Source organism: Idiomarina loihiensis L2TR (assembly GCF_000008465.1).
Classification (GTDB): domain Bacteria; phylum Pseudomonadota; class Gammaproteobacteria; order Enterobacterales; family Alteromonadaceae; genus Idiomarina; species Idiomarina loihiensis.
The window spans coordinates 323,904-346,602 of record NC_006512.1 but is presented as its reverse complement, the minus strand read 5'-3'; the positions used below and the strand labels follow the sequence as shown (position 1 = coordinate 346,602).

At 47.4% G+C, this 22,699-nt stretch carries 22 protein-coding genes; 4 read left to right on the top strand and 18 right to left on the bottom strand.

Features of this window, described 5'->3' with window-relative positions:
* Positions 1-51: 51 nt before the first annotated feature.
* From hflC to IL_RS01650, 10 genes are all read right to left on the bottom strand, one after another.
* Positions 52-945, bottom strand: coding sequence for a protease modulator HflC (gene hflC, locus IL_RS01695; RefSeq protein ID WP_011233598.1), 894 nt, complete (start codon positions 943-945; stop codon positions 52-54).
* Complete coding sequence (hflK, locus tag IL_RS01690; protein ID WP_011233597.1) at positions 945-2,099, bottom strand: FtsH protease activity modulator HflK; 1,155 nt, start codon at positions 2,097-2,099, stop codon at positions 945-947. Before hflK ends, hflC begins: the two co-directional genes overlap by 1 nt.
* A gap of 46 nt (positions 2,100-2,145) precedes the next feature.
* A complete protein-coding gene (hflX, locus tag IL_RS01685; protein WP_011233596.1) occupies positions 2,146-3,432 on the bottom strand; it encodes a ribosome rescue GTPase HflX in 1,287 nt (428 codons plus the stop codon).
* 24 nt (positions 3,433-3,456) lie between these two features.
* On the bottom strand, positions 3,457-3,714 hold the full coding sequence (gene hfq, locus IL_RS01680) for an RNA chaperone Hfq (RefSeq protein ID WP_011233595.1): 258 nt from the start codon (positions 3,712-3,714) through the stop codon (positions 3,457-3,459).
* A gap of 177 nt (positions 3,715-3,891) precedes the next feature.
* Positions 3,892-4,842 (bottom strand): tRNA (adenosine(37)-N6)-dimethylallyltransferase MiaA, encoded by a 951-nt coding sequence (gene miaA / locus IL_RS01675; RefSeq protein WP_011233594.1) that lies wholly within the window; start codon positions 4,840-4,842, stop codon positions 3,892-3,894.
* Positions 4,835-6,568 (bottom strand): DNA mismatch repair endonuclease MutL, encoded by a 1,734-nt coding sequence (mutL, locus tag IL_RS01670; RefSeq protein ID WP_011233593.1) that lies wholly within the window; start codon positions 6,566-6,568, stop codon positions 4,835-4,837. Before mutL ends, miaA begins: the two co-directional genes overlap by 8 nt.
* Positions 6,568-7,878, bottom strand: a complete 1,311-nt coding sequence (locus IL_RS01665; protein ID WP_011233592.1) for an N-acetylmuramoyl-L-alanine amidase — start codon at positions 7,876-7,878, stop codon at positions 6,568-6,570. Before IL_RS01665 ends, mutL begins: the two co-directional genes overlap by 1 nt.
* Positions 7,875-8,333 (bottom strand): tRNA (adenosine(37)-N6)-threonylcarbamoyltransferase complex ATPase subunit type 1 TsaE, encoded by a 459-nt coding sequence (gene tsaE, locus IL_RS01660; RefSeq protein WP_011233591.1) that lies wholly within the window; start codon positions 8,331-8,333, stop codon positions 7,875-7,877. Before tsaE ends, IL_RS01665 begins: the two co-directional genes overlap by 4 nt.
* A complete protein-coding gene (locus IL_RS01655) occupies positions 8,326-9,846 on the bottom strand; it encodes a bifunctional ADP-dependent NAD(P)H-hydrate dehydratase/NAD(P)H-hydrate epimerase (RefSeq protein WP_011233590.1) in 1,521 nt (506 codons plus the stop codon). The genes tsaE and IL_RS01655 overlap by 8 nt, the downstream gene beginning before the upstream one ends.
* A gap of 20 nt (positions 9,847-9,866) precedes the next feature.
* Complete coding sequence (locus IL_RS01650; RefSeq protein ID WP_011233589.1) at positions 9,867-10,070, bottom strand: YheV family putative zinc ribbon protein; 204 nt, start codon at positions 10,068-10,070, stop codon at positions 9,867-9,869.
* A gap of 81 nt (positions 10,071-10,151) precedes the next feature.
* On the opposite strand from IL_RS01650, the gene IL_RS01645 reads away from it, so the two are divergent.
* Positions 10,152-12,065 (top strand): ATP-binding cassette domain-containing protein, encoded by a 1,914-nt coding sequence (locus IL_RS01645; protein ID WP_011233588.1) that lies wholly within the window; start codon positions 10,152-10,154, stop codon positions 12,063-12,065.
* Positions 12,062-12,298: a YheU family protein gene (locus IL_RS01640; protein ID WP_011233587.1), complete on the top strand. Its 237-nt coding sequence runs from the start codon at positions 12,062-12,064 to the stop codon at positions 12,296-12,298. Before IL_RS01645 ends, IL_RS01640 begins: the two co-directional genes overlap by 4 nt.
* Here the strand turns inward: IL_RS01640 and cysQ are convergent.
* On the bottom strand, positions 12,270-13,082 hold the full coding sequence (gene cysQ / locus IL_RS01635; protein WP_193330465.1) for a 3'(2'),5'-bisphosphate nucleotidase CysQ: 813 nt from the start codon (positions 13,080-13,082) through the stop codon (positions 12,270-12,272). The two genes, IL_RS01640 and cysQ, sit on opposite strands and share 29 nt — an antisense overlap.
* A gap of 11 nt (positions 13,083-13,093) precedes the next feature.
* A complete protein-coding gene (gene nudE / locus IL_RS01630; protein WP_016341264.1) occupies positions 13,094-13,651 on the bottom strand; it encodes an ADP compounds hydrolase NudE in 558 nt (185 codons plus the stop codon).
* Positions 13,652-13,778: 127 nt separating this feature from the next.
* On the opposite strand from nudE, the gene sthA reads away from it, so the two are divergent.
* A complete protein-coding gene (sthA, locus tag IL_RS01625; protein ID WP_011233584.1) occupies positions 13,779-15,197 on the top strand; it encodes a Si-specific NAD(P)(+) transhydrogenase in 1,419 nt (472 codons plus the stop codon).
* Positions 15,198-15,203: 6 nt separating this feature from the next.
* On the opposite strand, the gene envZ is transcribed toward sthA, so the two are convergent.
* The 6 genes from envZ to IL_RS01595 form a co-directional block, all read right to left on the bottom strand.
* Positions 15,204-16,514 (bottom strand): two-component system sensor histidine kinase EnvZ, encoded by a 1,311-nt coding sequence (gene envZ, locus IL_RS01620; protein WP_011233583.1) that lies wholly within the window; start codon positions 16,512-16,514, stop codon positions 15,204-15,206.
* Positions 16,514-17,239, bottom strand: coding sequence for an osmolarity response regulator transcription factor OmpR (ompR, locus tag IL_RS01615; protein ID WP_011233582.1), 726 nt, complete (start codon positions 17,237-17,239; stop codon positions 16,514-16,516). Before ompR ends, envZ begins: the two co-directional genes overlap by 1 nt.
* Before the next feature lie 92 nt (positions 17,240-17,331).
* Positions 17,332-17,754, bottom strand: a complete 423-nt coding sequence (locus IL_RS01610; RefSeq protein WP_011233581.1) for a potassium channel family protein — start codon at positions 17,752-17,754, stop codon at positions 17,332-17,334.
* A 3-nt stretch (positions 17,755-17,757) separates the two neighbouring features.
* A complete protein-coding gene (locus IL_RS01605) occupies positions 17,758-20,310 on the bottom strand; it encodes an EAL domain-containing protein (protein WP_011233580.1) in 2,553 nt (850 codons plus the stop codon).
* A gap of 156 nt (positions 20,311-20,466) precedes the next feature.
* Positions 20,467-20,721 carry a DUF4282 domain-containing protein gene (locus IL_RS01600; protein ID WP_011233579.1) on the bottom strand — a complete coding sequence of 85 codons (255 nt, stop codon included), beginning with the start codon at positions 20,719-20,721 and terminating at the stop codon, positions 20,467-20,469.
* 317 nt (positions 20,722-21,038) lie between these two features.
* Complete coding sequence (locus tag IL_RS01595; RefSeq protein ID WP_011233578.1) at positions 21,039-21,518, bottom strand: hypothetical protein; 480 nt, start codon at positions 21,516-21,518, stop codon at positions 21,039-21,041.
* 159 nt (positions 21,519-21,677) lie between these two features.
* Here IL_RS01595 and IL_RS01590 point away from each other — a divergent pair, with 159 nt between their 5' ends.
* Positions 21,678-22,676 carry an NADP-dependent oxidoreductase gene (locus IL_RS01590; protein WP_011233577.1) on the top strand — a complete coding sequence of 333 codons (999 nt, stop codon included), beginning with the start codon at positions 21,678-21,680 and terminating at the stop codon, positions 22,674-22,676.
* The last annotated feature ends 23 nt before the right edge of the window (positions 22,677-22,699 follow it).

Genomic DNA, 22,699 nt, shown 5'->3' with positions numbered 1-22,699 from the left:
TTGTACATCGGAGGTGAGCGCCTGATGGAAACATCAGACGCTCATTCATGATTACTCTTCAGTTTTTCCCATCATATTTTGTAAATAACGGAAAAAGTCACTGTTTGCATCAAGCACTAACATGTCATTGCCGGAACCGAATGATTCACCATAAGCTTCCATACTACGGATAAAGGCAAAGAACTCGGCGTCTTTCTGATAAGCATCAGCGTAGATTTTCGCCGCCTGTGCATCACCCTCACCACGTAACTCGCGTGATTGACGTTTGGCGTCGGCAAGCATTACCGTTACACGCGCGTCAACATCGGCACGGATAAACTCAGCTTGTTCGCGACCTTCAGAACGGTGTTCTGTCGCAACAGCCTGACGTTCAGCGCGCATACGCTGGTAAATAGATTGACTGACTTCATCCGGTAAATTAATTTGCATAACGCGGACATCCAGCACTTCAACACCTAAGTCGGAAGCACTTTCTGAACCTTGTATTAACGCTTCACGCATTAACTCATCACGCTCACCGGAAACAATGTCAGAAATGGTACGGTTACCAAATTCACTACGCAAACCGCTGTTAATACGACGAGTTAACAGAGCTTCAGCCTGGAGGTAGTTACCGCCATTAGTACTCAGATAGAAAGTAGAGAAGTCATTAATACGCCACATAACGTAGGTATCAACAATCAAATCCTTTTTCTCACTGGTGACAAAGCGGTCAGGATCTCCGTCTAATGTTTGCAGGCGGGCATCCAGTCTTTTCACTTGTTCAATGAAAGGGATTTTAAAGTGTAAACCAGGTTCGAAAACCATAGCTTCACCAGTTTCTGCATTACGCTCGACCTTACCGAACTGAATTAAGATGGCGCGTTCGCCTTCCTTAACTACATAAACGGAGGAAAGCCCCAGAACGACCAGGACCACAACAATTATTGCGATTAGGTTTTTCATTAGTTTCGACCTCCGCTGCGGTTACTGCTGCGCGTATTTTGTGTCTCTGTTCCAGTACTTGAGGAACCACCTGAAACATCTTCAGGAATACGCGTCGGAGAGAATGAATTTGTATTACGACCTTGCTTTTCGAGAAGTTTTTCTAGTGGTAAGTACATCATGTTGTTACCACCTTCAACGTCAACCAGTACCTTAGGCGTTTTCGCATAAAGCTCCTGCAAAGTATCAAGATAAATACGCTGACGTGTGACTTCAGGTGCGTTTTGATATTGAGGCAGCAACTCTTCAAAGCGAGCAACTTCACCCTGAGCCTCAAGAATAATTTGCTCACGATAAGCTTGCGCTTCCTGCAACATACGACGTACCTGGCCTCGTGCCAAGGGTTCTACTTCGCGGGCATAAGCTTCAGCTTCTCTAATGAAGCGCTCTTCATCTTCCTGAGCCGATATAGCATCATCAAAGGCGTCTTTAACCGCCTCCGGTGGCCGTGCTGGCAGCAAGTTAATATCAACTACCTGCAAACCAACCGTGTATGGATTCATTGTTTTTTCGAGCATATCCAGAGTATTCGCTCTGACTTCCTCACGACCACGAGTCAGCACTTCATCCATGGTTGTGTGACCCACCACAAAACGTAAGGCACTGTCAGTAGCTCGTGATAAAACACCATCAGCATTTTCTACGTTAAATAAATACGCACGCGGATCAACAACGCGATACTGAACATCCAGCTCCACACGAACCACGTTCTCATCCTGAGTCAGCATGTAGCCATCAGTTTTATCTGAGCGGATGTTGTTTACGTCTACATGTTCTACCGAATCAATAAACACGGGGCGCCAGTGAAGTCCCGACTCAACCAGGGTATGAAACTGACCGAAACGCAGCACAACACCACGGTCTGCTTCTTTAACCGTATAAAAACCAGCGATAAACCAAACAATTACCGCAATAATTGCGATAATGCCGACGCCTTTTGCCGGGATACCTGAACTGCCGCCCGAGCCGCCGCCTTTTTTCCCACCAAAACCGAATTTGGAAAACAGTTTGCGAACTGCTTCGTCGAGATCAGGCGGCCCTTGATCTTTGCCGCCTTGATTTTTCCATGGGTCACGGTCATTGTTATTACCGTTTCCCGGTTGATTCCAAGCCATTGAGTGCTCCAAGTTTTTTAAGAAAACTGTTGCTATAAAAATTCTATTACTGCACGACTAAGTCGTCCAGTTGATTGCCATAAGCCTTATGTAAACGCTGCCAGTCTACCGATGACATACGCACTTGCAACGCAAGTTCGCCGTTTTCGTTAACATCTTCCGATGTCACGCTATTCCAACGGTATAATGTACCACGTAATTTACCCATTGAGTGGGGGATTTTCAGAGTCAACTCGACCATTTGCGGGCCAAGTATCTGCCGTAGAGCCTCCAGCACTTCTTCAATGCCAAGGCCTTGCTGCGCCGAAACCCAGACCCTTATTGGCTTTTGGTTATCATCGTAGTCAATTCGGGGTTCTGCCCCCTCCACTTGATCTATTTTATTACAAATAATTAACTGTGGTACATCGCCAGCATCGATTTCTTCCAACACCTCAGCAACCTGATCAATATTATTTTGCTGCTGTTCGTCGCTGACATCAACCACATGTAACAATAAATCGGCCTCTTGAGTTTCCTGTAGCGTCGCTTTAAAAGCTGCGACTAGGTCATGAGGTAAGTGACGAATAAAACCAACGGTGTCAGCCAGAATCACTTCACCAATATCTTCTACTGCAAGTTTTCTAAGGGTTGGGTCAAGTGTTGCGAATAGCTGATCCGCGGCATAAACGCCGGCTTCAGTCAGGCGATTAAATAGCGTCGACTTACCTGCGTTGGTATAACCCACCAGCGATACCGTAGGAATATCCGCTTTTTTACGAGCCCGACGCCCCTGCTCCCGCTGTTTCTGGACTTTCTCCAGGCGCTTTAAAATATTTTTAATACGTCCGCGAATTAAGCGCCTGTCGGTCTCAAGCTGGGTTTCACCTGGCCCACGTAAACCAATACCACCTTTTTGTCTCTCAAGGTGAGTCCAGCCTCGCACCAGTCGTGTCGATATATGACGCAGTTGCGCTAATTCAACCTGCAACTTACCTTCGTGGGTTCGTGCCCGCTGCGCAAAAATATCTAGAATAAGACCCGTACGATCTAACACCCGACATTTGCAAATGGCTTCCAGATTTCGCTCTTGCGTTGGTGATAACGCGTGATTAAAGATAACAATGTTAGCGTCCAGCAGCTTTACCTGCTCGGCAATTTCTTCTGCCTTACCACTACCAACAAAGTATCTGGGGGTTGGGGAGTTACGACTTGTAGTCATCACTCCCATAGTTTTCACGCCCGAAGAATCAGCTAAAAGTTGTAATTCGGAGAGATCTTCTCGGTCAACTTCCGCGGGTAAATCCACATGAACCAATATTGCGTAGTCGCCACCTTCATACCTATCGAACAAGTTGTTCAGACCTCTCTTTCACCATTAATCTTCTATTTCAGCCATATCTTCGCCAGCTTGTTGCGGCAAATAATTTTGAGGAATACGCGCAGGTACAACTGTTGAAATTGCATGCTTATACACCATTTGGCTAACCGTATTCTTTAATAAGACAACGAATTGATCAAAAGACTCAATTTGTCCCTGCAGTTTAATGCCATTAACTAAGTAAATAGATACTGGTATGCGCTCACGACGTAACGCATTTAAGAATGGGTCTTGTAAAGTTTGCCCCTTAGCCATCTTGGATTCCTTTTTATCGTTATTAATATCCAATGTGTAAATAGTAAGCTACAGCACTGCCAATTTGCAGTTCCCTGTAAAGACACACTAGACCAGTAAAGAATTTTTGCAATAAGAAAAACGTTAAGAATTACTCATTTAGTCCAGAATTGGATCTGCGGCCTTGGTCGTCTAATTTCAATCCTTACTATTAAAAATCTTTGCGGGCTGCTGCATTGCTGTCATGACTTTCGCCTGCATATTGAGGTCGCCGGTTTCCAGCCAGTGCACTCCCGGCCAGCCCCGCAGCCAGGTCATTTGTCTTTTCGCCAACTGTCGGGTAGCAATAATTCCGCGTTCGCGCATTTCATCATAGCTTAGCTCTCCGGCCAGGTGCTGCCACATTTGCCGATAGCCAACACTGCGTATAGACGGAAGATCCGGATGCAAATCGGGTCTGGCAAACAAAGTTGCAACTTCTTCTTTAAAAGGTTGCGCCAACATATGGTCGAAACGCTGTTCTATACGCTGATGTAAAACTTTCCGTTCAACTGGCGCCACCGCAAACTGATAAATGGGTTTAGTTAACTGACCATGACGCTCCCTGGTAAGTTCTGTCAGAGGTTTGCCCGCAATTTCATAAACCTCCAAAGCTCGCAGAATTCGCTGAGGATCGTTAGGGTGAATGCGTTTCGCACTTGTGGGATCAACCTTTTGCAGCCGACTGTGCAGTTCGGCTAAACCTTTCTCATGCAGTTCGGCGGTCAGTTTCTCACGCACGCTGGTATCGGACTCGGGCAAATGGGAAAGCCCTTCCAGCAACGCCTTAAAGTACAACATGGTTCCGCCAACCAACAAAGGCACCTTGCCACGTTGCTGAATATCATCAATTAAAGCCAAAGCGTCTTTTTGGAAGTCGGCCGCCGAATAAGTTTCGGCAGGGTCGCGAATATCCAGCAAGTGATGAGGAACTAAGTTTTGCTCTTCGGCGCTGGGTTTCGCGGTACCAATATCCATTCCCCGATAAATCAACGCGGAATCGACAGAAATAATCTCACAATCCAGTTGCTCACAAAGCGCCAGCGACAACGCTGTTTTGCCTGAAGCTGTTGGCCCATAAATGGCAATAACGGCGTCCTTGCTATGCATTATTCTCTCCGGGTAACGGCAACTTTTGTAACGCATCCGCGCTTTCAGCCAATTGCGAACGCCACTGAATAAGCCAGTGCTCCGCCTGAGTCAGACTGTACGACTCAAGACCAGCAAACTGTGCCAACCAACGAGCCAGTTGGTCAGTTTCAGCATCTTCGGTCAGTAAGGTTAATAAGTCAGTAAAACCACTCACCACATTGCCCTGACGTAACATTTCCGGCATTTGCTCAATAATTGCCTGCTCACGCTGAATTTTATACACCACACCGCACTGGTTTAATTGCTGTTGCGGCCACTGGCTCGCAGGCCCGGGCAGGTTCGCCAAACTGACTGCCACAGGAACCAGTAAAGGCTGCCCGTTCAGTCCGTCCTGCAATTGCTGAGTAAGTTTTTTGCTGACACATTCAGTATGAACTTTAGCCAGATTAAGCCAAGCCAGGCTGTACTCATTGCGAATAAGGGCATAAACATCATTAAACACAGACAGAACACGCCAGTTTTGTTCCGCCTTTAACTTTGCCTCTGGCTCGGTGCTTAGCTGCGCTCCCGCATTACCATGAGGAACCCTGGCAGCATTCGGCAACAACGAACCCGATGCTTTTCTCTCGCCTAGAAAGCTCGCACCTGACGCCCCCCGATAGGGGTCCGACGTGGCCCCTGATGACCGTTCTTGCGAGCTGTAAGAATGCTGATGACTCATCGCAGGTTGTTCATTTTCTATGGCAACCAGCTGATTTAAAGCCTGTTCAATGCGAGTCAGAATAAAGTCATGCACTTGTCGCTGGCGGTGAAAACGGACTTCATGCTTTGCCGGATGTACATTCACATCGACTTCTTCAGCAGGAAGTTCAAAATAAAGCACAAACGTCGGAACGCGCTCGTTCGGCAAATATTTTTCGTAGGCCTGACGTACCGCATGCGATAACAATTTATCGCGCATCATTCGGCCGTTGACAAAAAAATGCTGAATATCCCCCTGATGCCGACAATGCTCCGGCGGGACTAACCAGCCACTTAAGTGGAAGTCACCATCAACAGCGTCAATTGCTGAAGCCTGCTCAGCAAATCCACCGCCGCAAATTTTCGCCAACCGTTGTAACTGCTGTTTTTCAGTCTGAGCAGAAGGAAACGCTCTTACCGATTTGCCGTTATGATTAAGCTGGAATCCAACTTCAAAACGGCTAAGCGCAATCCGTTTTATAACTTCATCTATGTGGCTGAATTCAGTTTTTTCTGTGCGTAAAAACTTACGTCTGGCTGGCGTATTAAAGAATAGATCCTGTATATCGACGGTTGTGCCGTCCGGATGCGCAGCTGGTTCAACAGTCACTTGCATATCCCTACCTTCGGCCCACGCCTGCCAGGCTTCTTCCTGCTCCGGCGGCTTGGATATTAAGCGCAATCGCGACACAGAACTGATACTGGCCAGAGCTTCCCCCCGAAATCCCAGGCTACCAATATGCTCTAAGTCGTCCAGACTCTGAATTTTACTGGTGGCGTGACGGCTCAGTGCCAGTGTCAGCTCCTGCTTAACAATACCACCGCCGTTATCGCGAATTCGAATGCGTTTGCTACCGCCCTGCTCAATATCCAGAATTAATTGCGTAGCCCCGGCATCCAATGCATTTTCTACCAGTTCTTTAACTACCGACGAAGGGCGCTCAACCACTTCGCCCGCAGCAATTTGGTTCGCGAGCTCTATCGGTAATTGTTGAATGGCCATCAGCGACTCGGAATTGTCAGTTTCTGACCAATTTTCAAGCTACTGGTGGTCAGGTTATTCTCGGTTTTAATGGCTTTGACGGTAGTATTATACTTCTGTGCCAGCACCGATAAGGAATCTCCGGACTTAACGGTATAAGTAAAACTGCTTTGGTTAGCTAAGTAGGTATTGTCTATTGGGTTACTGACAAAATAACGGCGGATCCCGTTATAAAGAGCCCGCGCCAGCTTTTGCTGATGAGCATTACTGGTTAACAACTGCTCTTCACGCGGATTTGAAATGAATCCAGTTTCCACCAGCAATGACGGTTTATCCGGCGATTTGAGCACAGCAAGGCTAGCTGCCTGTGGAGCATGCTTATGCATTTCTGTCACCGCCGACATCTCGTCGATTATATGTTTCGCGGCACTGTAGGCCCCGGCAATGGAACTGTCCATTGACATATCCAACAGAGTCTCTGCCAAATAGGGTTCGTGCCCGTTCTTCCGCAAAATATCAGTAACGCCACCCAATAACTCAGATTGCTGCTCCCGATTTTCTAACCAGCGACCAACTTCGGATTCTGCCCGGCGTTTGGACAACACCCAGACCGAGCCACCGCTGGGCTGTGGTGTTCGAAAAGCGTCTGCATGAATAGAAACAAAAAAGTCGGCTTTAGCATCCCAGGCTTTTTGCGGTCGCTCGTTAAGGCCAACATAGTAGTCACCGGTGCGAATCAAATATGCCTGCATACCCGGGTCGTCGTTAATTAACTTAGCCAGAGCAGTAGCTATACGAATGACAACGTGTTTTTCATAGGTTCCGCGCGGACCAATAGAACCAGGGTCATCACCACCATGCCCGGCATCAATAGCCACAGTTACGCGTCTGTCTTTTAATTCAGAAACGGATTTAGCCGGCCCGCTGCGCTCAATAGACTTACCGGGTAAGTCAACGACCAGCCGGTCTTTATAAGACTCATTCGCCGGCAGGGTAAACAAGTTCGCATCGCTTTTGGAGTCCAGCTCAATAACGATACGGGTACTGTTGGCATTTTTAGGCGAACTTGTACGAATTTTATCGACCAGCAGCGATTCTTTGCCCAAATTCTCCAGGCCGGCTTTTAACGAGGTGTTGTTAAAATCAATAACCAGCCGGTAGGGCTTTTGCTGATACAAAGTAAAGTAAGAATAATCGGGAGTGTCCGACAAGTCGAAAACCACCCGCGTTTTATCCGGAGATGGCCATACACGCACACTGTCTACACTGTTGTCAGCCCAGGCCCACAAAGGAGCACAGGCAAACAAAAACACCCAAAATCGCTTCATCATAATGTTTTAATTATTTTTTGTCCGGCTTCAGTTAGCGCACTGAAAGTTAGTTTACGACCCGTGCCAGCATACTCGATTCTTATCTCAATGTCCGCACCGGGAAGCCAACCATAGCCTTTATCGGGCCACTCTATAAAGTTTAACGTATCTTCAGAAAAATAATCACGAATTCCCATATATTCGAGCTCTTCCGGGTCGGCCAGTCGGTATAAATCGAAATGATGAATACGCCAGCCTTGCAACTGGTAGGGCTCGACAAGAGTATAGGTCGGGCTTTTCACTGCCCCTGAATGCCCCATAGCCTGAATAACACCGCGACAAAATGCCGTTTTACCAGCACCTAACTCACCTTCCAGATAAACCACTAAAGGGGCCTGTAAAACTTGTGAAAATTTCTTAGCAAGTGCTAACGTTTCCTCTTCGTTAGCCAGTTCACATTGGTGTACCTCAGCCATCGTCCCTTCCATATCCATTCACCAACTGTCGTATATGAGGCAACAGATCCGAAGCTAAGGTTCCCCTCTCACCATCTTTTCCTGCCTCTTCGCCCGCTATAGCATGCCATAGGCTACCTGCAATAAGCGCTTGTGCCGGAGCCATTCTTTGCGCTAATAAGCCCGCGATTAGTCCGGTTAACAAGTCGCCCATACCACCGGAAGCCATTGCCGGAGAACCGCGGTCTATCAAACACCTTCCTCTGTCGGTTACCAGCAAAGATCCTGCACCTTTCAGTAATACCTGCGCACCGTATTTTTCGCGCAGTTTTGTTGCCGCAGCAAAACGATCCGACGCTATTTCGTCGGTCGTCATTTGCAGTAACCGTGCAGCTTCACCAGGGTGCGGAGTTAGTAATAATTTGGGTGAACGAACAGGGTTACTCGCTAATAAGTTTAAACCATCGGCATCAATAACTTTCAGCACATCGGTTTCCATCACTTGCGAAAAAATCTCCTGACTCCAGGAGCCTTGTCCCAGTCCGGGCCCCAAAGCAACAGCAGAAGCTTCTCGCAGCAGCGGCTCAAGAGAATCGGTTTCTTTTATGCCATGTACCATTGCTTCAGGCTGCGCTGCCGCAACAATTGCCTGCACCTGCGGATGACACGCCGCTGACACTTTGCCCGCTCCCGCACGCAGCGCCGACTGCATTGCCAGTATCACAGCTCCGGACATACCCGGCTGGCCACCGACAATTAGCACATGCCCCTGTTCACCTTTATGAGTGCAGCGTGAACGCGGCGCCAGCCAGCCACCAACCCGGCCGGCGTTGACTCTGAACCAGTTAGCTTCGTTTTGCTGTTTAAACGTGCTGCCAATACCTAAATCTTCAAGTTTTAACTCACCGGTGTGCTCTTGAGCCTTCCCGGTCAGCAAACCACGCTTTAACGCCACCAGACAGACGGTAAGATGAGCGCGAACCGCAGCACCGGGCACATGACCTGTATCAGCATTTAACCCCGACGGCACGTCCACTGACACCACCGGCGTCGTGCTGCCATTCACGCGCTGAACCCAGCTTACCGGGTCGCCCTCAAGAGCACGATTCAAACCCACACCAAATAAAGCATCAACCAACACATCAAACTGCTCGGGTGAGCAATCCAACAAGGGCTTTTCACTGCCCCCTTGTTCACGCCACGCAGCGCGGGCTTTGTGCGCGTCAGACTCCATTGGTTCCGGCAATTCAACATTGGGTTTGAGCGCAAAAACTTGCACCTGATAACCGGCTTTTTGAGCCAGCCGGGCGACAATATAGCCATCACCACCGTTATTGCCTTCACCACAACAGACCGCAATGCGTGCCGGTGCCGGAAAATACGACTGCAGCTGATGAAAAACGGCTTTCCCGGCCGCCGACATCAGTTGCGTCATGTTCATCGAGCAGGCTTCAGCGGCTTTTTGTTCGCCCTGCTGTACTTGCTCAACGCGATAAAGACAATTGCTAAAACGGCTGCCGTCGGTGTCTGTCATAATGGTTCCCTACAATTTGTTTAGTCTGGCTTAAACACCCCAATGACCTGATCAAACTGACGCTGGCTACCACCACCCTGCTCTTTAGGTTCACTAAACCGGTGCTTACATTGCACGCACTCAACTTGTTCGGTATCGTTTTCGATGAAGAGCATGAGTGTGTCCATGGCATCGCATTTGGGGCAAACGGCCCCGGCAATAAATCGCTTCTTTTCTCTAGCCACAACAGCTCCTGTGTTAGAATTGTGAGCAGAACACGTCTATGATACCGCAGCTGAACAGCTGTACAAAATGAAGAGTAGTTTATGATCCGTGCTGAAGCTATCACCTTATTGCGTGGCGGTGATGTTTTATTTGAAGACAGTGACTTACAAGTATTCCCGGGACATCGCGTTGGCTTAGTAGGCCGTAATGGCTGCGGCAAGTCCTCGCTGTTTGCCATGCTGCGTGGTGAACTCAGTGCCGACAGCGGTAATATTCACCTGCCAGCGGAGTGGCGAATTGCCAGCGTAGCCCAGGACACTCCCGCACTGGATAAATCCGCTATCGATTACGTAATGGACGGTGACGCCGAGTTTCGGCAGTTGGAAGCGCAACTCGCGCAGGCCGAAAGCGATAACAACGGCGAAGCCATTGCGCACTGTCACGACAAGTTGGCTTCCATCGGAGCTTATGATATTCAGCCCAGAACCGCCAGTTTAATGGCTGGCCTTGGTTTTACTCAGGAACAACTGCAACAGCCGGTAAAAGCATTTTCTGGTGGTTGGCGTATGCGCCTTAATTTGGCACAGGTACTCATAGCCCGCGCCGACTTAATGCTGCTGGATGAGCCAACCAACCACCTGGACGTTGATGCCATTTTCTGGCTGGAAAGCTGGTTAAAACAGTACGACGGAACCCTGCTATTGATATCGCACGACCGTGACTTTCTCGACTCGGTCACTACCGACATTACGCATATTGAGCATAAAAAACTGAACAGCTACCGCGGTAACTACTCTCTGTTTGAGCGGCAGCGCGCCGAGCACATGGCTCAGCAACAAAGCGAGTACGAAAAAGCTCAGGTTATGCGTCAGCACTTACAAGCTTACGTTGACCGTTTTCGTTATAAAGCCAGCAAAGCCAAACAAGCACAGAGCCGTTTAAAAGCTATTGAGAAGCTGCCTAACCAGGCACCACTACGCGCCGAAAGTGGTATCGACTTTCACTTTTTAACACCAGAGAAGCTGCCAAATCCACTGCTAACGCTGCGCGACGCCAAAGCTGGCTATGGTGACACCACCATTCTTGAGCAGATTAAGCTAAATTTGGTGCCGGGAACTAGGTTAGGCTTGCTTGGCCGAAACGGCGCCGGTAAATCAACGCTGATTAAACTGCTGGCGGGTGAATTGGAGCCGATGGCTGGTGAGCGGTTGGTTAACCCAGGTCTCAGCATTGGTTATTTTGCTCAGCATCAGCTGGAAACTCTGGACTTGGCAGCCTCAGCTCTGCTGCACTTGCAGCGCATTGATAAACAAGCGACTGAACAAAAGCTGCGTGACTTTCTAGGCAACTTTGGATTTTCCGGTGATCAGGCCACACGGTCGGTCGAACCCATGTCCGGTGGGGAAAAAGCCCGATTGGCATTAGCCCTCATTATTTACCAGCGTCCTAACCTGTTACTGCTAGATGAGCCAACCAACCACCTGGATCTCGGCTTACGGGACGCACTGGTTGCGGCTTTGCAGGAATACGAAGGCGCGCTAATTGTCGTTTCGCACGACAGACATTTGCTACGTACTACGGTAGATGAATTTTGTCTGGTTGCCGACGGCAAAGCAGAAACTTTCGACGGCGATTTAGATGCCTATCACGATTGGTTACAACAACAGGCGGCTAATGACAAACGTAGCGAGCAACCCGCTACTCGCCAACGCGATGACCGCAAACAGCAAAAACGCAAAGAAGCCGAAGCACGACAAAAAACCAAGCCTTTGCGCCAACAAATAGAGAAGGCAGAAAAGAATATTCATTCGCTGGAGCTGACGCTAGCCGATATTCACGAGCAACTGAGTGACAGCACCTTGTATGACGATGCCAATAAAGCCAAATTGCAAAAGCTGTTAGACCAGCAGGCACAGGCGCAAAAAGATCTGCAACAACAGGAAAACCTCTGGATGACAGCAGAAGAAGAACTGGCAGAATTAACAGAAGAATTGCAGCAAGCGGAGGATAAATGATCATTCCCTGGCAGGAAATTGATCAGGAAACCCTGAACAATTTAATGGAATCTATTGTACTGCGCGAAGGAACCGATTACGGCAGTCAGGAGCTCAGCTTTGAAACGAAAGTGGAGCAACTGAAGCAACGCCTGAAGTCCGGCGAAGCCGTCATTGTTTACTCTGAGTTGCATGAAAGTGTCGATGTAGTCAACAAAGACAGTGTTACCGGAAACGAGCCTGACGGGCAATAAAGACTTCTTCCCAGGGAACATTTTGGTCACCCAGAACTAAGAAGTTCGGGTTCAGCAGGCTAACCGTGCGGTTGTAGGTAATGGGCTCAAAGTTCTCATTCACTATGCGACCGCCAGCTTCTCCTACAATAACTTGCGATGCAGCGGTATCCCATTCTCCGGTAGGTCCCAGACGTAAAAAACAATCGGCTTTGCCCTCGGCAATAAAACAGGCTTTTAGTGAACAGCTACCCGTTGGTAAAGGCTGAATATCACGTTTTGTCTGCAAACGATTAAACACAGGCTCTCGTGCCTGTTGCCGACTTATTGCAATAATAATAGGGTCAGCCTGAGGGTCACTAAACTTGCGCACGCTTATGGACTGCTTTTCGTTCTCTTTTTGTTTAAAGGCGCCAGCACCTTTGCGAGCATAGTAAAGCGTTTCCCCGACCGGCCAGAAAATAACGCCAATGACAGGCTCGTTGTTTTCTACGTAAGCAATGTTGACAGCAAAGTCTCCGGAGCGGGAAATAAACTCCTGAGTACCATCTATCGGGTCGATAATAAAATAGGCTCTCCACTGACGGCGCTCATTATAGTCCTGATGCTCGCTTTCTTCAGAAATAACCGGAATATCAGGGAATGACTGCTTGAGTCGATCTTCTATTAGTTCGCTGGCAACAAGATCTGCGGTAGTCACTGGAGAATCGTCTTTTTTCTCGGCCGTTTTATAGTCACGCCGCTCGTACATTGACAGAATAACGCCACCTGCTTCGAATGCTATTTCCTTCAGTTTCTCCAGCATTGTTTCTGCCACTACTGTGCCTCACTCAGATTACGCAAAAGCATTAACAGCGCCGCAACACTTCGCGCTTCAGAAAAATCGGGTTGAGCCAGCAGGTTGTCAATATCGTTTAATGGCCAGGTCACTTTTTCCAACGGCTCAGGTTCGTCGCCCGGCAAGCTTTCGGGGTATAAATCGCGAGCTACGAAAACACTCATTTTGGCGGAGAAAAACTGAGGCGCGAGAGACACTTCCATTAAGAATTCAAGTTGACGGCTGCCGTAACCAACTTCTTCTTTTAGCTCACGCTGAGCAGCCTCTTCCGGGGTTTCGCCCGGGTCAATCAGGCCTTTGGGAAAACCGAGTTGATAGTCGTGAAGGCCTGCAGCGTATTCCCGAATCAGTAACAAAGTTTCTTCATCCAGGCAGGGAACAATCATCACCGCGCCGCGACCGCTGCCTTTCATGCGCTCAAACTGACGCTGCTCACCATTGCTAAATTTAAGGTCGACGGCCTCAATACGCATTAAGCGGCTTTGTGCTACGACACGACGAGCCAGAATTTGCGGGACTTGTTTTTCTTTACTCATACAACGGTTCCAAGTCATTGTCTCTCTTTACTATAACGACTCTGCGCACAGAAAACAGTGTCAATTTACGCTTTTCTTATACAGTGCTACTATCTAAAGCCCGTACACCGGTAGTGAAGCGAGTAATATGACTGCAATAAAGCCTGAAACCGAAACAGAATTCGATGTCGTTGTCATCGGTACTGGTCCCGGCGGCGAAGGCGCTGCCATGCAATTGGCCAAAAGCGGCTACAACGTTGCCATAGTAGAAAAACATAAAGCCCTTGGCGGCGGTTGCACGCATTGGGGAACCATTCCATCCAAAGCTTTGCGACACTCCGTCAGTCGTCTAATTGAATACAATAATAATCCATTGTTTTCCGGCCCTGGCTGGCAGAGCGGTATGACTTTCAGTCACATACTGCACTATGCAGAATCGGTTATTCGTAAACAGGTGAAATTACGCAGTTCGTTTTACGACCGTAACGACGTTACTGTGGTGCACGGTACAGCTTCTTTTTTAGACAAGAACCGCATTCGGGTCACCAAACTGGACGGCTCTGTCGATGACTTGATCACAAAACATGTCGTTATCGCTACAGGGTCACGCCCATACAACCCGAAAGACGTCGACTTTTCGCATCCGCGCATTTACGACTCAGATAAAGTGTTGTCGTTGTCTCATGAACCTAAAACCATTCTGATATACGGTGCAGGTGTGGTGGGCAGTGAATACGCCAGTATTTTCCGGGGTATGGGCGTTAAAGTTGACTTAATAAACCAGCGTGAACGCCTGCTTTCTTTTCTGGATGCTGAAATTTCAGATGCGCTGAGTTATCACTTGCGCAACAGTGGCGTTGTCATTCGCCACAATGAAGAATACGAAAGCATTACCGGGCACGATGACAAAGTGGTGCTGAAAACTAAGTCTGGTAAGACCATGGCTGCCGACTGTCTGCTTTTTGCTAATGGCCGTTCCGGTAACATTGAACAGCTTGACTGCCAGGCGGTGGGGCTTGAACCCAACTATCGCGGCCAATTGGAGGTAAATGAAAACTACCAGACCAGTGTCGATAATATTTATGCAGTTGGCGACATTATTGGTTACCCCAGTTTAGCCAGCGCAGCATACGATCAGGGACGGATCTGTGCTTCCGCTATTATTAACGGTAATTGCGACAAAGCACTTATCAGCGATATCCCTACCGGTATTTACACCATCCCGGAAATCAGCTCGGTTGGTAAAACTGAAGAAGAACTGACTGAAATGAAAGTACCTTATGAGGTCGGCCGTGCGCAGTTTAAGCACCTTGCACGGGCGCAAATCTCCGGTGCCGACGTGGGTTGTCTGAAATTATTATTCCACCGTGAAACGCGAGAACTGCTGGGGCTTCACTGTTTTGGCGAGCGAGCTTCAGAAATTATCCACATTGGTCAGGCTATTATGGAGCAGAAAAACGGTGGTAACACCATCGACTACTTCGTCAACACCACCTTTAACTATCCGACCATGGCGGAAGCCTACCGGGTTGCGGCTCTTAACGGTATTAACCGCCTGTTGCTGTAATCAAGATTACTGCCGTTGCTGATTCAGCGGCAGTTCAATCCGCACGCACAAGCCGCCTTCCGGGCGGTTTTGCAGTTTTATACTGCCGTCGTGCCGGTCGACAATGCGCTTAATAATAGCCAGCCCCAGACCGGACCCAACGCCACCACGCGCTTTATCCCCCTGAGTAAAAGGCTCAAATAATGTGGCCTGCTGCTCTTCGGGAATGCCCGGGCCGTCATCCGTTACTCTAAACCAAACACGTTTTTGCTTTTTATCATGCCCGGAGCTGACCACCACTTGATGTTTCCCGTAACGTTCGGCATTTTCCAGCAAATTAATAATGACTCGCTTCATAGACAAGGGCCGTAACCAGACTCTGGGCAACTTGCCTAAATCCAGCTCAAACTGCTTTTGCCAGTTATCCGGAACATTCGCCACAGTTTGCTCTATCAGCTCATTCAGCGACTCTCTGCTGCTCGACTCCTGCTGATCAAGACGAACGTAATCAATAAACTGATCAATAATGTCGTTCATGTCGTCTATATCTTCAATAATGCCCTGAGCCAGGCAGTCTTCGCCCTGCGGCATCATTTCCGCAGCCAGACGAATGCGAGTAAGAGGGGTTCTTAAGTCGTGAGAAACACCGGCCATTAAAAGGTTGCGGTCATTTTCCAACTCGCGAATACCGCGCGACATTTGATTAAAAGCGCGAGTCACCGCCACAATTTCGGTCGCCCCTTTTTCAGACAGCTGCTCAGGGAACTCTCCCCGTCCAACTCTTCGGGCGGAGTCCTCCAGAGCTTTTAACGGTCGGTTTAACCAGTTGGCAAATAGCATACCGCCGAACACGCTCAGCAAACCAATGAGTACCAGGTACATCACCAATGGCGAGAAGCGGCCCTGCTGCATACTATCCAGGGGCACGCGTATCCAGAAGTCAGGCGCACGCGGAGGTTTTACCCACAAATAGAATTTATTGCCCTGAGCTACCCGTACTTGCGCTTCACCACCCAGCATATCACTCATGTCATCCGATAAATAACCATAATAGGTTGAGTTACCTAAGCCCTGCTTTTCAGCGGCTTCATCATTAAAGACTTCAATGCCGGTCGCTTCAGTATAACTGGTCATGAGCTCGCGCTCGGTTTCAGCTAAATGCTGACGGGGGATAAACATGGTGCGGATGTGTTTAGCAACCAGCTCATTAATTTGTTCTATAGAGGGTCTGACAACATAATTGCTTACCATCACGTAAGAAACGAGCTGGTTAATAAGCAACACCAGAGCCAGCAGCGCAACCGTGCGGGCAAACGCTGACTTAGGAAAAAGTTTCATCAGGACTTCAGTTGACCATCCGGCACAAACACGTAGCCCAGACCCCACACCGTCTGAATATATCGGGGCTTAGTCGGATCGACTTCCAGCATACGTCTTAAACGAGACACCTGCACGTCAATCGAGCGCTCCAGCGCACTGTAGTCACGACCACGAGCCAGATGCATTAACTTGTCGCGCGAAAGTGGCTGCCGTGCATTATTAACAAGAGCTTTGAGTACCGCAAATTCACCACTGGTCAGCGGCATAGGTGTGTCGCCGCGAAACATTTCGCGAGTACCCAGATTCAGCCGGAATTCACCGAAGGTTATTTCCTGATCTTCCTGCGAGGGAGCACCAGGAGCTTCGGTACCCCGCCGGCGCAGTACCGCTCTGACGCGAGCTAACAGCTCTCTAGGGTTAAAAGGCTTAGCCAGATAGTCATCAGCACCGAGTTCCAGGCCAATAATACGGTCCACTTCGTCGCCCTTTGCGGTTAGCATAATGACCGGCAGATTGTTTCCCTGGCTACGCAAACGCTTGCAAATGGAGAGTCCGTCTTCGCCCGGCAGCATTAAATCCAGTACGAGTAAATTAAAGTTTTCCCGGGTCAGCAAGCGGTCCATTTGCTCAGAGTCCTGCGCCACCCGTACCTGAAAGTTTTGCTCAGTAAGATAACGCTCCAGCAAGCTTCGCAGCCGTGCGTCATCATCTACCACTAAAATTTTTAATGTTTCCTGCATCATCAGTTTTGTTTTCCAAGCTGGTATGCCTCAGCCATAAAGATACACCGCCTGACAGCTTTATAGAAGCAGGCTTCTGTTAGCAAATGTTTCAGTTAACGGTGCCAGTAACGCTGCATTTCAACGTATAGAAACGAAGCCGTCCAGGTAATTAAAACTAAACCAGTTAAACTCTCCACACCAGTTAAAAAGCGGAGTGCTCCCGAAGGCTCTATATCGCCAAAACCAACCGTACTAAAAACCGTGAAAGAAAAGTATAAAGCATCCAAAAAACTTCCATCAAAATTACCGACTAAGGTGCCAAAACCTTCTTCGTGATGCATAAAGTAATAAGCAAGCGCAAAAATAGAAACCTCTACCGTATGCGCGATGATTGCGAGCATGACCCCAAACATCAGTCGAATTTGACTGAACATTCTCATGTGAGTGATCAGCCAACCTATTCGGTTAAGCGCTTCGTAGTGAAAAATAACCGCTAAGCCGACGATAATCGAGTTACAGATAAAGGAAATTAGCATTGCTTAAACTCGCTCATCAGACATCCAAAAATGACTGGGTTCTGGCCTGGCAAAATAGTAACCCTGAAAACAAAAGCACCCCATTTCCTGTAGTTTATGCAAGTGCTCCTCCGTTTCGACACCTTCTGCGATAATGGCTAAATCAAGACTTTTGCCCAGTGCTATCACCGTTCTTACTATAGCTTCATCGCTGTTGCCGTTTTTCATGTCTCGCACAAAAGATTGATCTATCTTTAACGAATTTAAGGGCAAACGTTTCAGATAGCCCAAAGAGGCGTAACCGGTTCCAAAATCATCCAGCGCAAAGGTCACTCCCAGGCGTTTTAGCCTTTCCATATTCGCAGCCGTGTTTTCAATATCATCAATGAGTAAACTCTCGGTTACTTCCAGCTCAAGCAACTCTCCGGGAATACCAGCCGCCGTTAAACGGGCCTCAATATCTTCTACAAATCCGGGGTATTTAAACTGGCTGGCACTGACGTTTATCGCAACACGTCCGCCTTTATCACTTATAGCGTGTTGCAATTTGGGAATGGCTGCCAGTACCTGATTCAGCACCAACCGATGCAGGTCGGGCATGAGTCCCTGACTTTCGGCTAACGGAATAAACTCTGCGGGAGACACCCAACCAAGTTCTTCGTCGTACCAACGGAGTAACGCTTCAAAGCCCAAACAACGCTGGCTGGCCTCATCCGTTAGCTGTTGGTACTGCGGCTGCAAATACACTTCCAGTGACTCTGTCGTTATTGCCTGTCGTAACCCAGTTATCATCTTTTGCCGATAATTAAATTCGCGCTGTATGCCCGTATTAAAAAATTGCAGCTTTGATGCATTGGTCTCTTTTGCCTGCGACAGCGCCAGGTCGGCTCCCTGAAGTAGATCTCCGGTGTTTTGCGCATCGGAAAACAAAGTGACGCCCATACTGACTGATATCGACTCCGTTTTTTCGCCTAATTGGTAAGGCTCACTTAAACGCTCTACCAAAACCTGCAGGCGCTGACGCAGATTCTTATCGTCCAGCAGATTAATACCGCTTTTACTCTTTAACAGCACCATAAATTCATCGGCCCCCAGACGTCCGGCAGTTTCAGTCTGAAGCAGCTCAGACTCCAGTCTCTGGCCAAACAGAACCAAAAGCTCGTCTCCCGCGTCATGGCTTACGCTGTCATTCACTTTCTTGAACTGGTCGATATCCAACATTGCCAGCACACCATCATCTCCGCCATTCTGGTAACGATAAAACTCGTCTTTCAAACGCTCCAGCATGAAACGTCTATTCGCCAGGCCGGTTAAAGGGTCGAAGTACGCAAGAGACTGAATTTCTTCTTTCATGCTCTGGTATTCTGAAATGTCAGTACAAATTCCGCACAAGCCAATAACCTTCTTATTGGCATCATATAACGGCACTTTTACAGACCAAAAATGAAGCGGCTTTTTTTTGTCAGGCAGAAAGCTAATTTCTTCCTGAGCCGCCCGTTTACCGCTTTTTATTACTTTGTTGTCAAAAACTTTAAGCGTATCGGCGGTGCTTTTATCAAACAAATCGGCATCGGTTTTTCCGATGAAATCACCCAGTTTTAACTGAAACAGTTTTAAAACCTGCTGGTTCGCATACTGATACTTCAGCTCTTTATCTTTGATAAAAATATAAGCTTCAACACTGTCTAAAATGGTATTCAAACGATACTTACTTTCAGCCAGCGCTTGTGTTTTTTCGGTAACCTTGCGACGCAAAAGCAGATTAAACCCAACAACAGTCAAGAATAGTAAGACCAATGCCGTCATTAACCACCAAACGTAAACAGAAATTGTTAAGTGACTTTGCCCTGAACTCCAGCGCTCAATAATTTCATAGTAATCGGAGTTTTCATCGGCTTTTAAGCGCTTTAGCTCTCTGTCCAGAGTTGACAGAATATCTGCATGAGAACCTTTAGGAACGGCAAAGAAAACCTCATTAGGAAGAAACATGATGGGGGTCATTTCAATGGCATATTCTGTCACTTGCTTATCGCCAAAAAGCTGATCCGCCGAAGTGGCGTTGACCTTTCCCGCAACAACCGCATCAAACCCTTCGGCAAGGCTCTGCACCGGATAAAGCTCACTGTTTAGATCAAAATTCTCAATTAATTGTTTTAGATACTCTTCCTGAACAGAGTCCCGCAGTACCGCCACACGTTTGTTGTTCAAATCTAAAAGGTTGGTAATTTTTTCTTCTTTCGGCGCATAAAGCTGTGACCAACTCAATAAAGCAGGCTCATTATGAAAACTAGCCCAAGTCTCTCTTTCATCGTTTTTCACAACATCCGGGAAAATATCAATTCGCCCCTCGCGCAAGAGCTTTAAGCATTGATCCCATTCACATTCGACCGGCACCAGTTGCCAATTATGACGCTGTGCAATATTCATAAGAAGCTGGCCATGAATACCGCTCAACTGGCCGTATTCATCGAACATGATTTTGGGCGGGTTGTCATAAACACCCACTTTCAATGTTACATCCTGAGCCATTGATCCCGAAGCAAGTAGCAATAAAGCAATAGCAATAAGGTTTCGCAAGAAGGGTGGCACCTGATGTTAGTGAGTTGTATAACCCTAGAATAGGCTCATTTGAGTCATGAGAAAAGACCTAAAATAAAATGCCCTCCAACAGGAGGGCCGCGCAACTTATAGAAAGCTTCACTTAGAAGCGTTACATGTCTTTATTTCTATCATTTACTTCTTACGAAGATCCTGCAGAGCTTCGTTCATTTTAAACAGAACAATAAGAAGCTCACACCAAATTCTGGCACCAACGCCTCCGGCCAGAGCGTAAAATATCCCTTTAAGGAAGTTACCAAAGGTAAAACCTTCATAACCCATAAACATAGTGCTTACCCCACCAACAACGGCGGCCAAAAGCAAAATCCAATACACAAAGGTAATGATCTTCGGTGTCAGCATATTGTTAAAAAATAGAACGTCTTTCATTTTTTATCTCCTTGTTATATAGGCGTAAACAGTTTTTATAGTAAGAAAAGAATAAGCCGACAGAGTTTACGCAATGTCCGACATCCTTTTCAGAACAGCAACTATCTGTTTGATATTAATCGACTTAGGTAAAGTTAACAATATAATGGCTCAAAGCTTCTGAAAAAATGGAGCAAAAGAGAAGTATTTACAGCGCTAGCAGGATAACGAAAAGCGGGGAAGTTCATAAAGCTCTAAAAGAATATAACTAAAATAGACGCAGTGGTTGAGACTGTAGCTACTTTATTTTAGTTTCAACCACTGCTTATCGAGCAAACCTACAAAGTACTGGCAGAACAACGCCGATTTTGGTACTGCTTGTTATCAACAACATCGGGAACAGTAAGCTTTACCATTTCTTTCGAGGTTACAGCTTCTCCAGTTTCGGCATTAGCAATCCATACTTTAGCCTTATTATCTTCAATAGCATTTTGGAATACGTAAGTTTTCCCACTTTCAAAACGACCATCTAATGTCGCAAAGGCGTCCAGAGGTTTGGAGTCAACACTATGAAATTGCTTGATAACGTGCGCAACAACCGAATGCGAGCCCTTCTCGAAATCTCTCGCAGGAACAAAGCTTGATTGCTTTCCTTTGTAACAGTAATTATAGACTTTGACAGTTTCTTGTAGTCCATCGTCTAAAAAACTTTGCAGCCTCCAATGCGAGCCATCCGGCCCTACTTTAACAACCGAGGAAGAACATGCCACAATTGATAGTATGCTAGTAATAGATATAAAAAATTTTATTAGTTTCATAAAGCCTCCTGTTTAGCAGCAATTTCAATATAGCAACTAACAGAATAAATTGTTAATTCAAATAACACTTTTTTTAAAAGAAATGAATCTCCCCTGATCTCAGAGCTATTTCAATCGTAAAAAGAAATATCTAAATCATATAGTTAACAAGGAAATTCTATGACTACTTATAAAGCGATTAAACTGGTTAAGCGCCCTGAGCCGGGCCCAGTCTCAGCGAACATTTTTGAAGTAACGGAAAAGGAGCTCCCGAAAGCCGGTTCCGGTGAAATATTAATAAAACAGCGGCAAATGTCGCTTGATCCTGCGATGTTTGGCTGGATGAGCCCCGATACAGAGAGCTACATACCACCAGTTGAATTAAACACGGTAATGCGCAGCTCGGGTGTTGGAGAGGTTGTCGAGAGTAACCATCCTGAGTTTGAAGTCGGCGACCGGGTTATGGGCATGATGGGCTGGCAGGAATATGCACTGAGCGACGGAAAAGGTATTAACAAGGTTCAGGCCGACGTACCTGACGAAACTGTACTCTCAGTATTCGCCTTACCCGGGTTAACTGCTACGCAAGGGTTACTTAATGTAGGTAAACCTAAAAATGGAGAAACCATCGTAGTAACAGGCGCTGCAGGTTCAGTCGGCTCAATTGTCGGTCAGATAGCAAAAGCCGAAGGCCTTAAAGTGATAGGTGTTGTCGGGAGTGACGAAAAAGCCAACTGGATAGTCAACGAACTTGGTTTCGACGGCGCGATTAATTATAAAACTGATGATTTGCGCGACCAACTGACTAAGCTGACTCCTGATGGCGTAGATTTATACTTTGAAAATACCGGCGGCCCCATTCAAAACCTGGTGGTTGAACGTATGAACGCGCACGGTCGTGTGGTGGTTTGCGGCATGATAGCCGACTACGATAAAGAAGTGCCCAGCCCCGGACCAAGCTGGGTGCCTGTTATTAAAAAGCGGCTGACAATTCAGGGCTTTACCATGCCAGATCACTTCGACCAAATTCCAAGCTTGCTGCAACAACTGACGCCTTACGTTATGTCCGGCAAAATAAAACACCGTTCGCATATTCTTGAAGGGCTGGAATCAGCCATTGAGGGACTGAACATGTTCTTTACCGGCGACAATAAAGGTAAGTTGATTGTGAAGCTTTAAGCCTTTGAAAAAAGGCGTATAGC

Excerpts from the sequence above, each read along its gene's own strand:
- cysQ (WP_193330465.1), bottom strand. The coding sequence starts at position 13,082 with ATGCTGGAGAAACTGAAGGAAATAGCATTCGAAGCAGGTGGCGTTATT.
- IL_RS01655 (WP_011233590.1), bottom strand. The coding sequence starts at position 9,846 with ATGACAGACACCGACGGCAGCCGTTTTAGCAATTGTCTTTATCGCGTT.
- sthA (WP_011233584.1), top strand. The coding sequence starts at position 13,779 with ATGACTGCAATAAAGCCTGAAACCGAAACAGAATTCGATGTCGTTGTC.
- IL_RS01595 (WP_011233578.1), bottom strand. The coding sequence starts at position 21,518 with ATGAAACTAATAAAATTTTTTATATCTATTACTAGCATACTATCAATT.
- IL_RS01665 (WP_011233592.1), bottom strand. The coding sequence starts at position 7,878 with ATGATGAAGCGATTTTGGGTGTTTTTGTTTGCCTGTGCTCCTTTGTGG.
- IL_RS01610 (WP_011233581.1), bottom strand. The coding sequence starts at position 17,754 with ATGCTAATTTCCTTTATCTGTAACTCGATTATCGTCGGCTTAGCGGTT.
- IL_RS01590 (WP_011233577.1), top strand. The coding sequence starts at position 21,678 with ATGACTACTTATAAAGCGATTAAACTGGTTAAGCGCCCTGAGCCGGGC.
- hfq (WP_011233595.1), bottom strand. The coding sequence starts at position 3,714 with ATGGCTAAGGGGCAAACTTTACAAGACCCATTCTTAAATGCGTTACGT.
- hflK (WP_011233597.1), bottom strand. The coding sequence starts at position 2,099 with ATGGCTTGGAATCAACCGGGAAACGGTAATAACAATGACCGTGACCCA.
- nudE (WP_016341264.1), bottom strand. The coding sequence starts at position 13,651 with ATGAGTAAAGAAAAACAAGTCCCGCAAATTCTGGCTCGTCGTGTCGTA.
- ompR (WP_011233582.1), bottom strand. The coding sequence starts at position 17,239 with ATGATGCAGGAAACATTAAAAATTTTAGTGGTAGATGATGACGCACGG.
- IL_RS01640 (WP_011233587.1), top strand. The coding sequence starts at position 12,062 with ATGATCATTCCCTGGCAGGAAATTGATCAGGAAACCCTGAACAATTTA.
- tsaE (WP_011233591.1), bottom strand. The coding sequence starts at position 8,333 with ATGGCTGAGGTACACCAATGTGAACTGGCTAACGAAGAGGAAACGTTA.
- mutL (WP_011233593.1), bottom strand. The coding sequence starts at position 6,568 with ATGGCCATTCAACAATTACCGATAGAGCTCGCGAACCAAATTGCTGCG.
- hflC (WP_011233598.1), bottom strand. The coding sequence starts at position 945 with ATGAAAAACCTAATCGCAATAATTGTTGTGGTCCTGGTCGTTCTGGGG.
- IL_RS01645 (WP_011233588.1), top strand. The coding sequence starts at position 10,152 with ATGATCCGTGCTGAAGCTATCACCTTATTGCGTGGCGGTGATGTTTTA.
- miaA (WP_011233594.1), bottom strand. The coding sequence starts at position 4,842 with ATGCATAGCAAGGACGCCGTTATTGCCATTTATGGGCCAACAGCTTCA.
- IL_RS01600 (WP_011233579.1), bottom strand. The coding sequence starts at position 20,721 with ATGAAAGACGTTCTATTTTTTAACAATATGCTGACACCGAAGATCATT.
- envZ (WP_011233583.1), bottom strand. The coding sequence starts at position 16,514 with ATGAAACTTTTTCCTAAGTCAGCGTTTGCCCGCACGGTTGCGCTGCTG.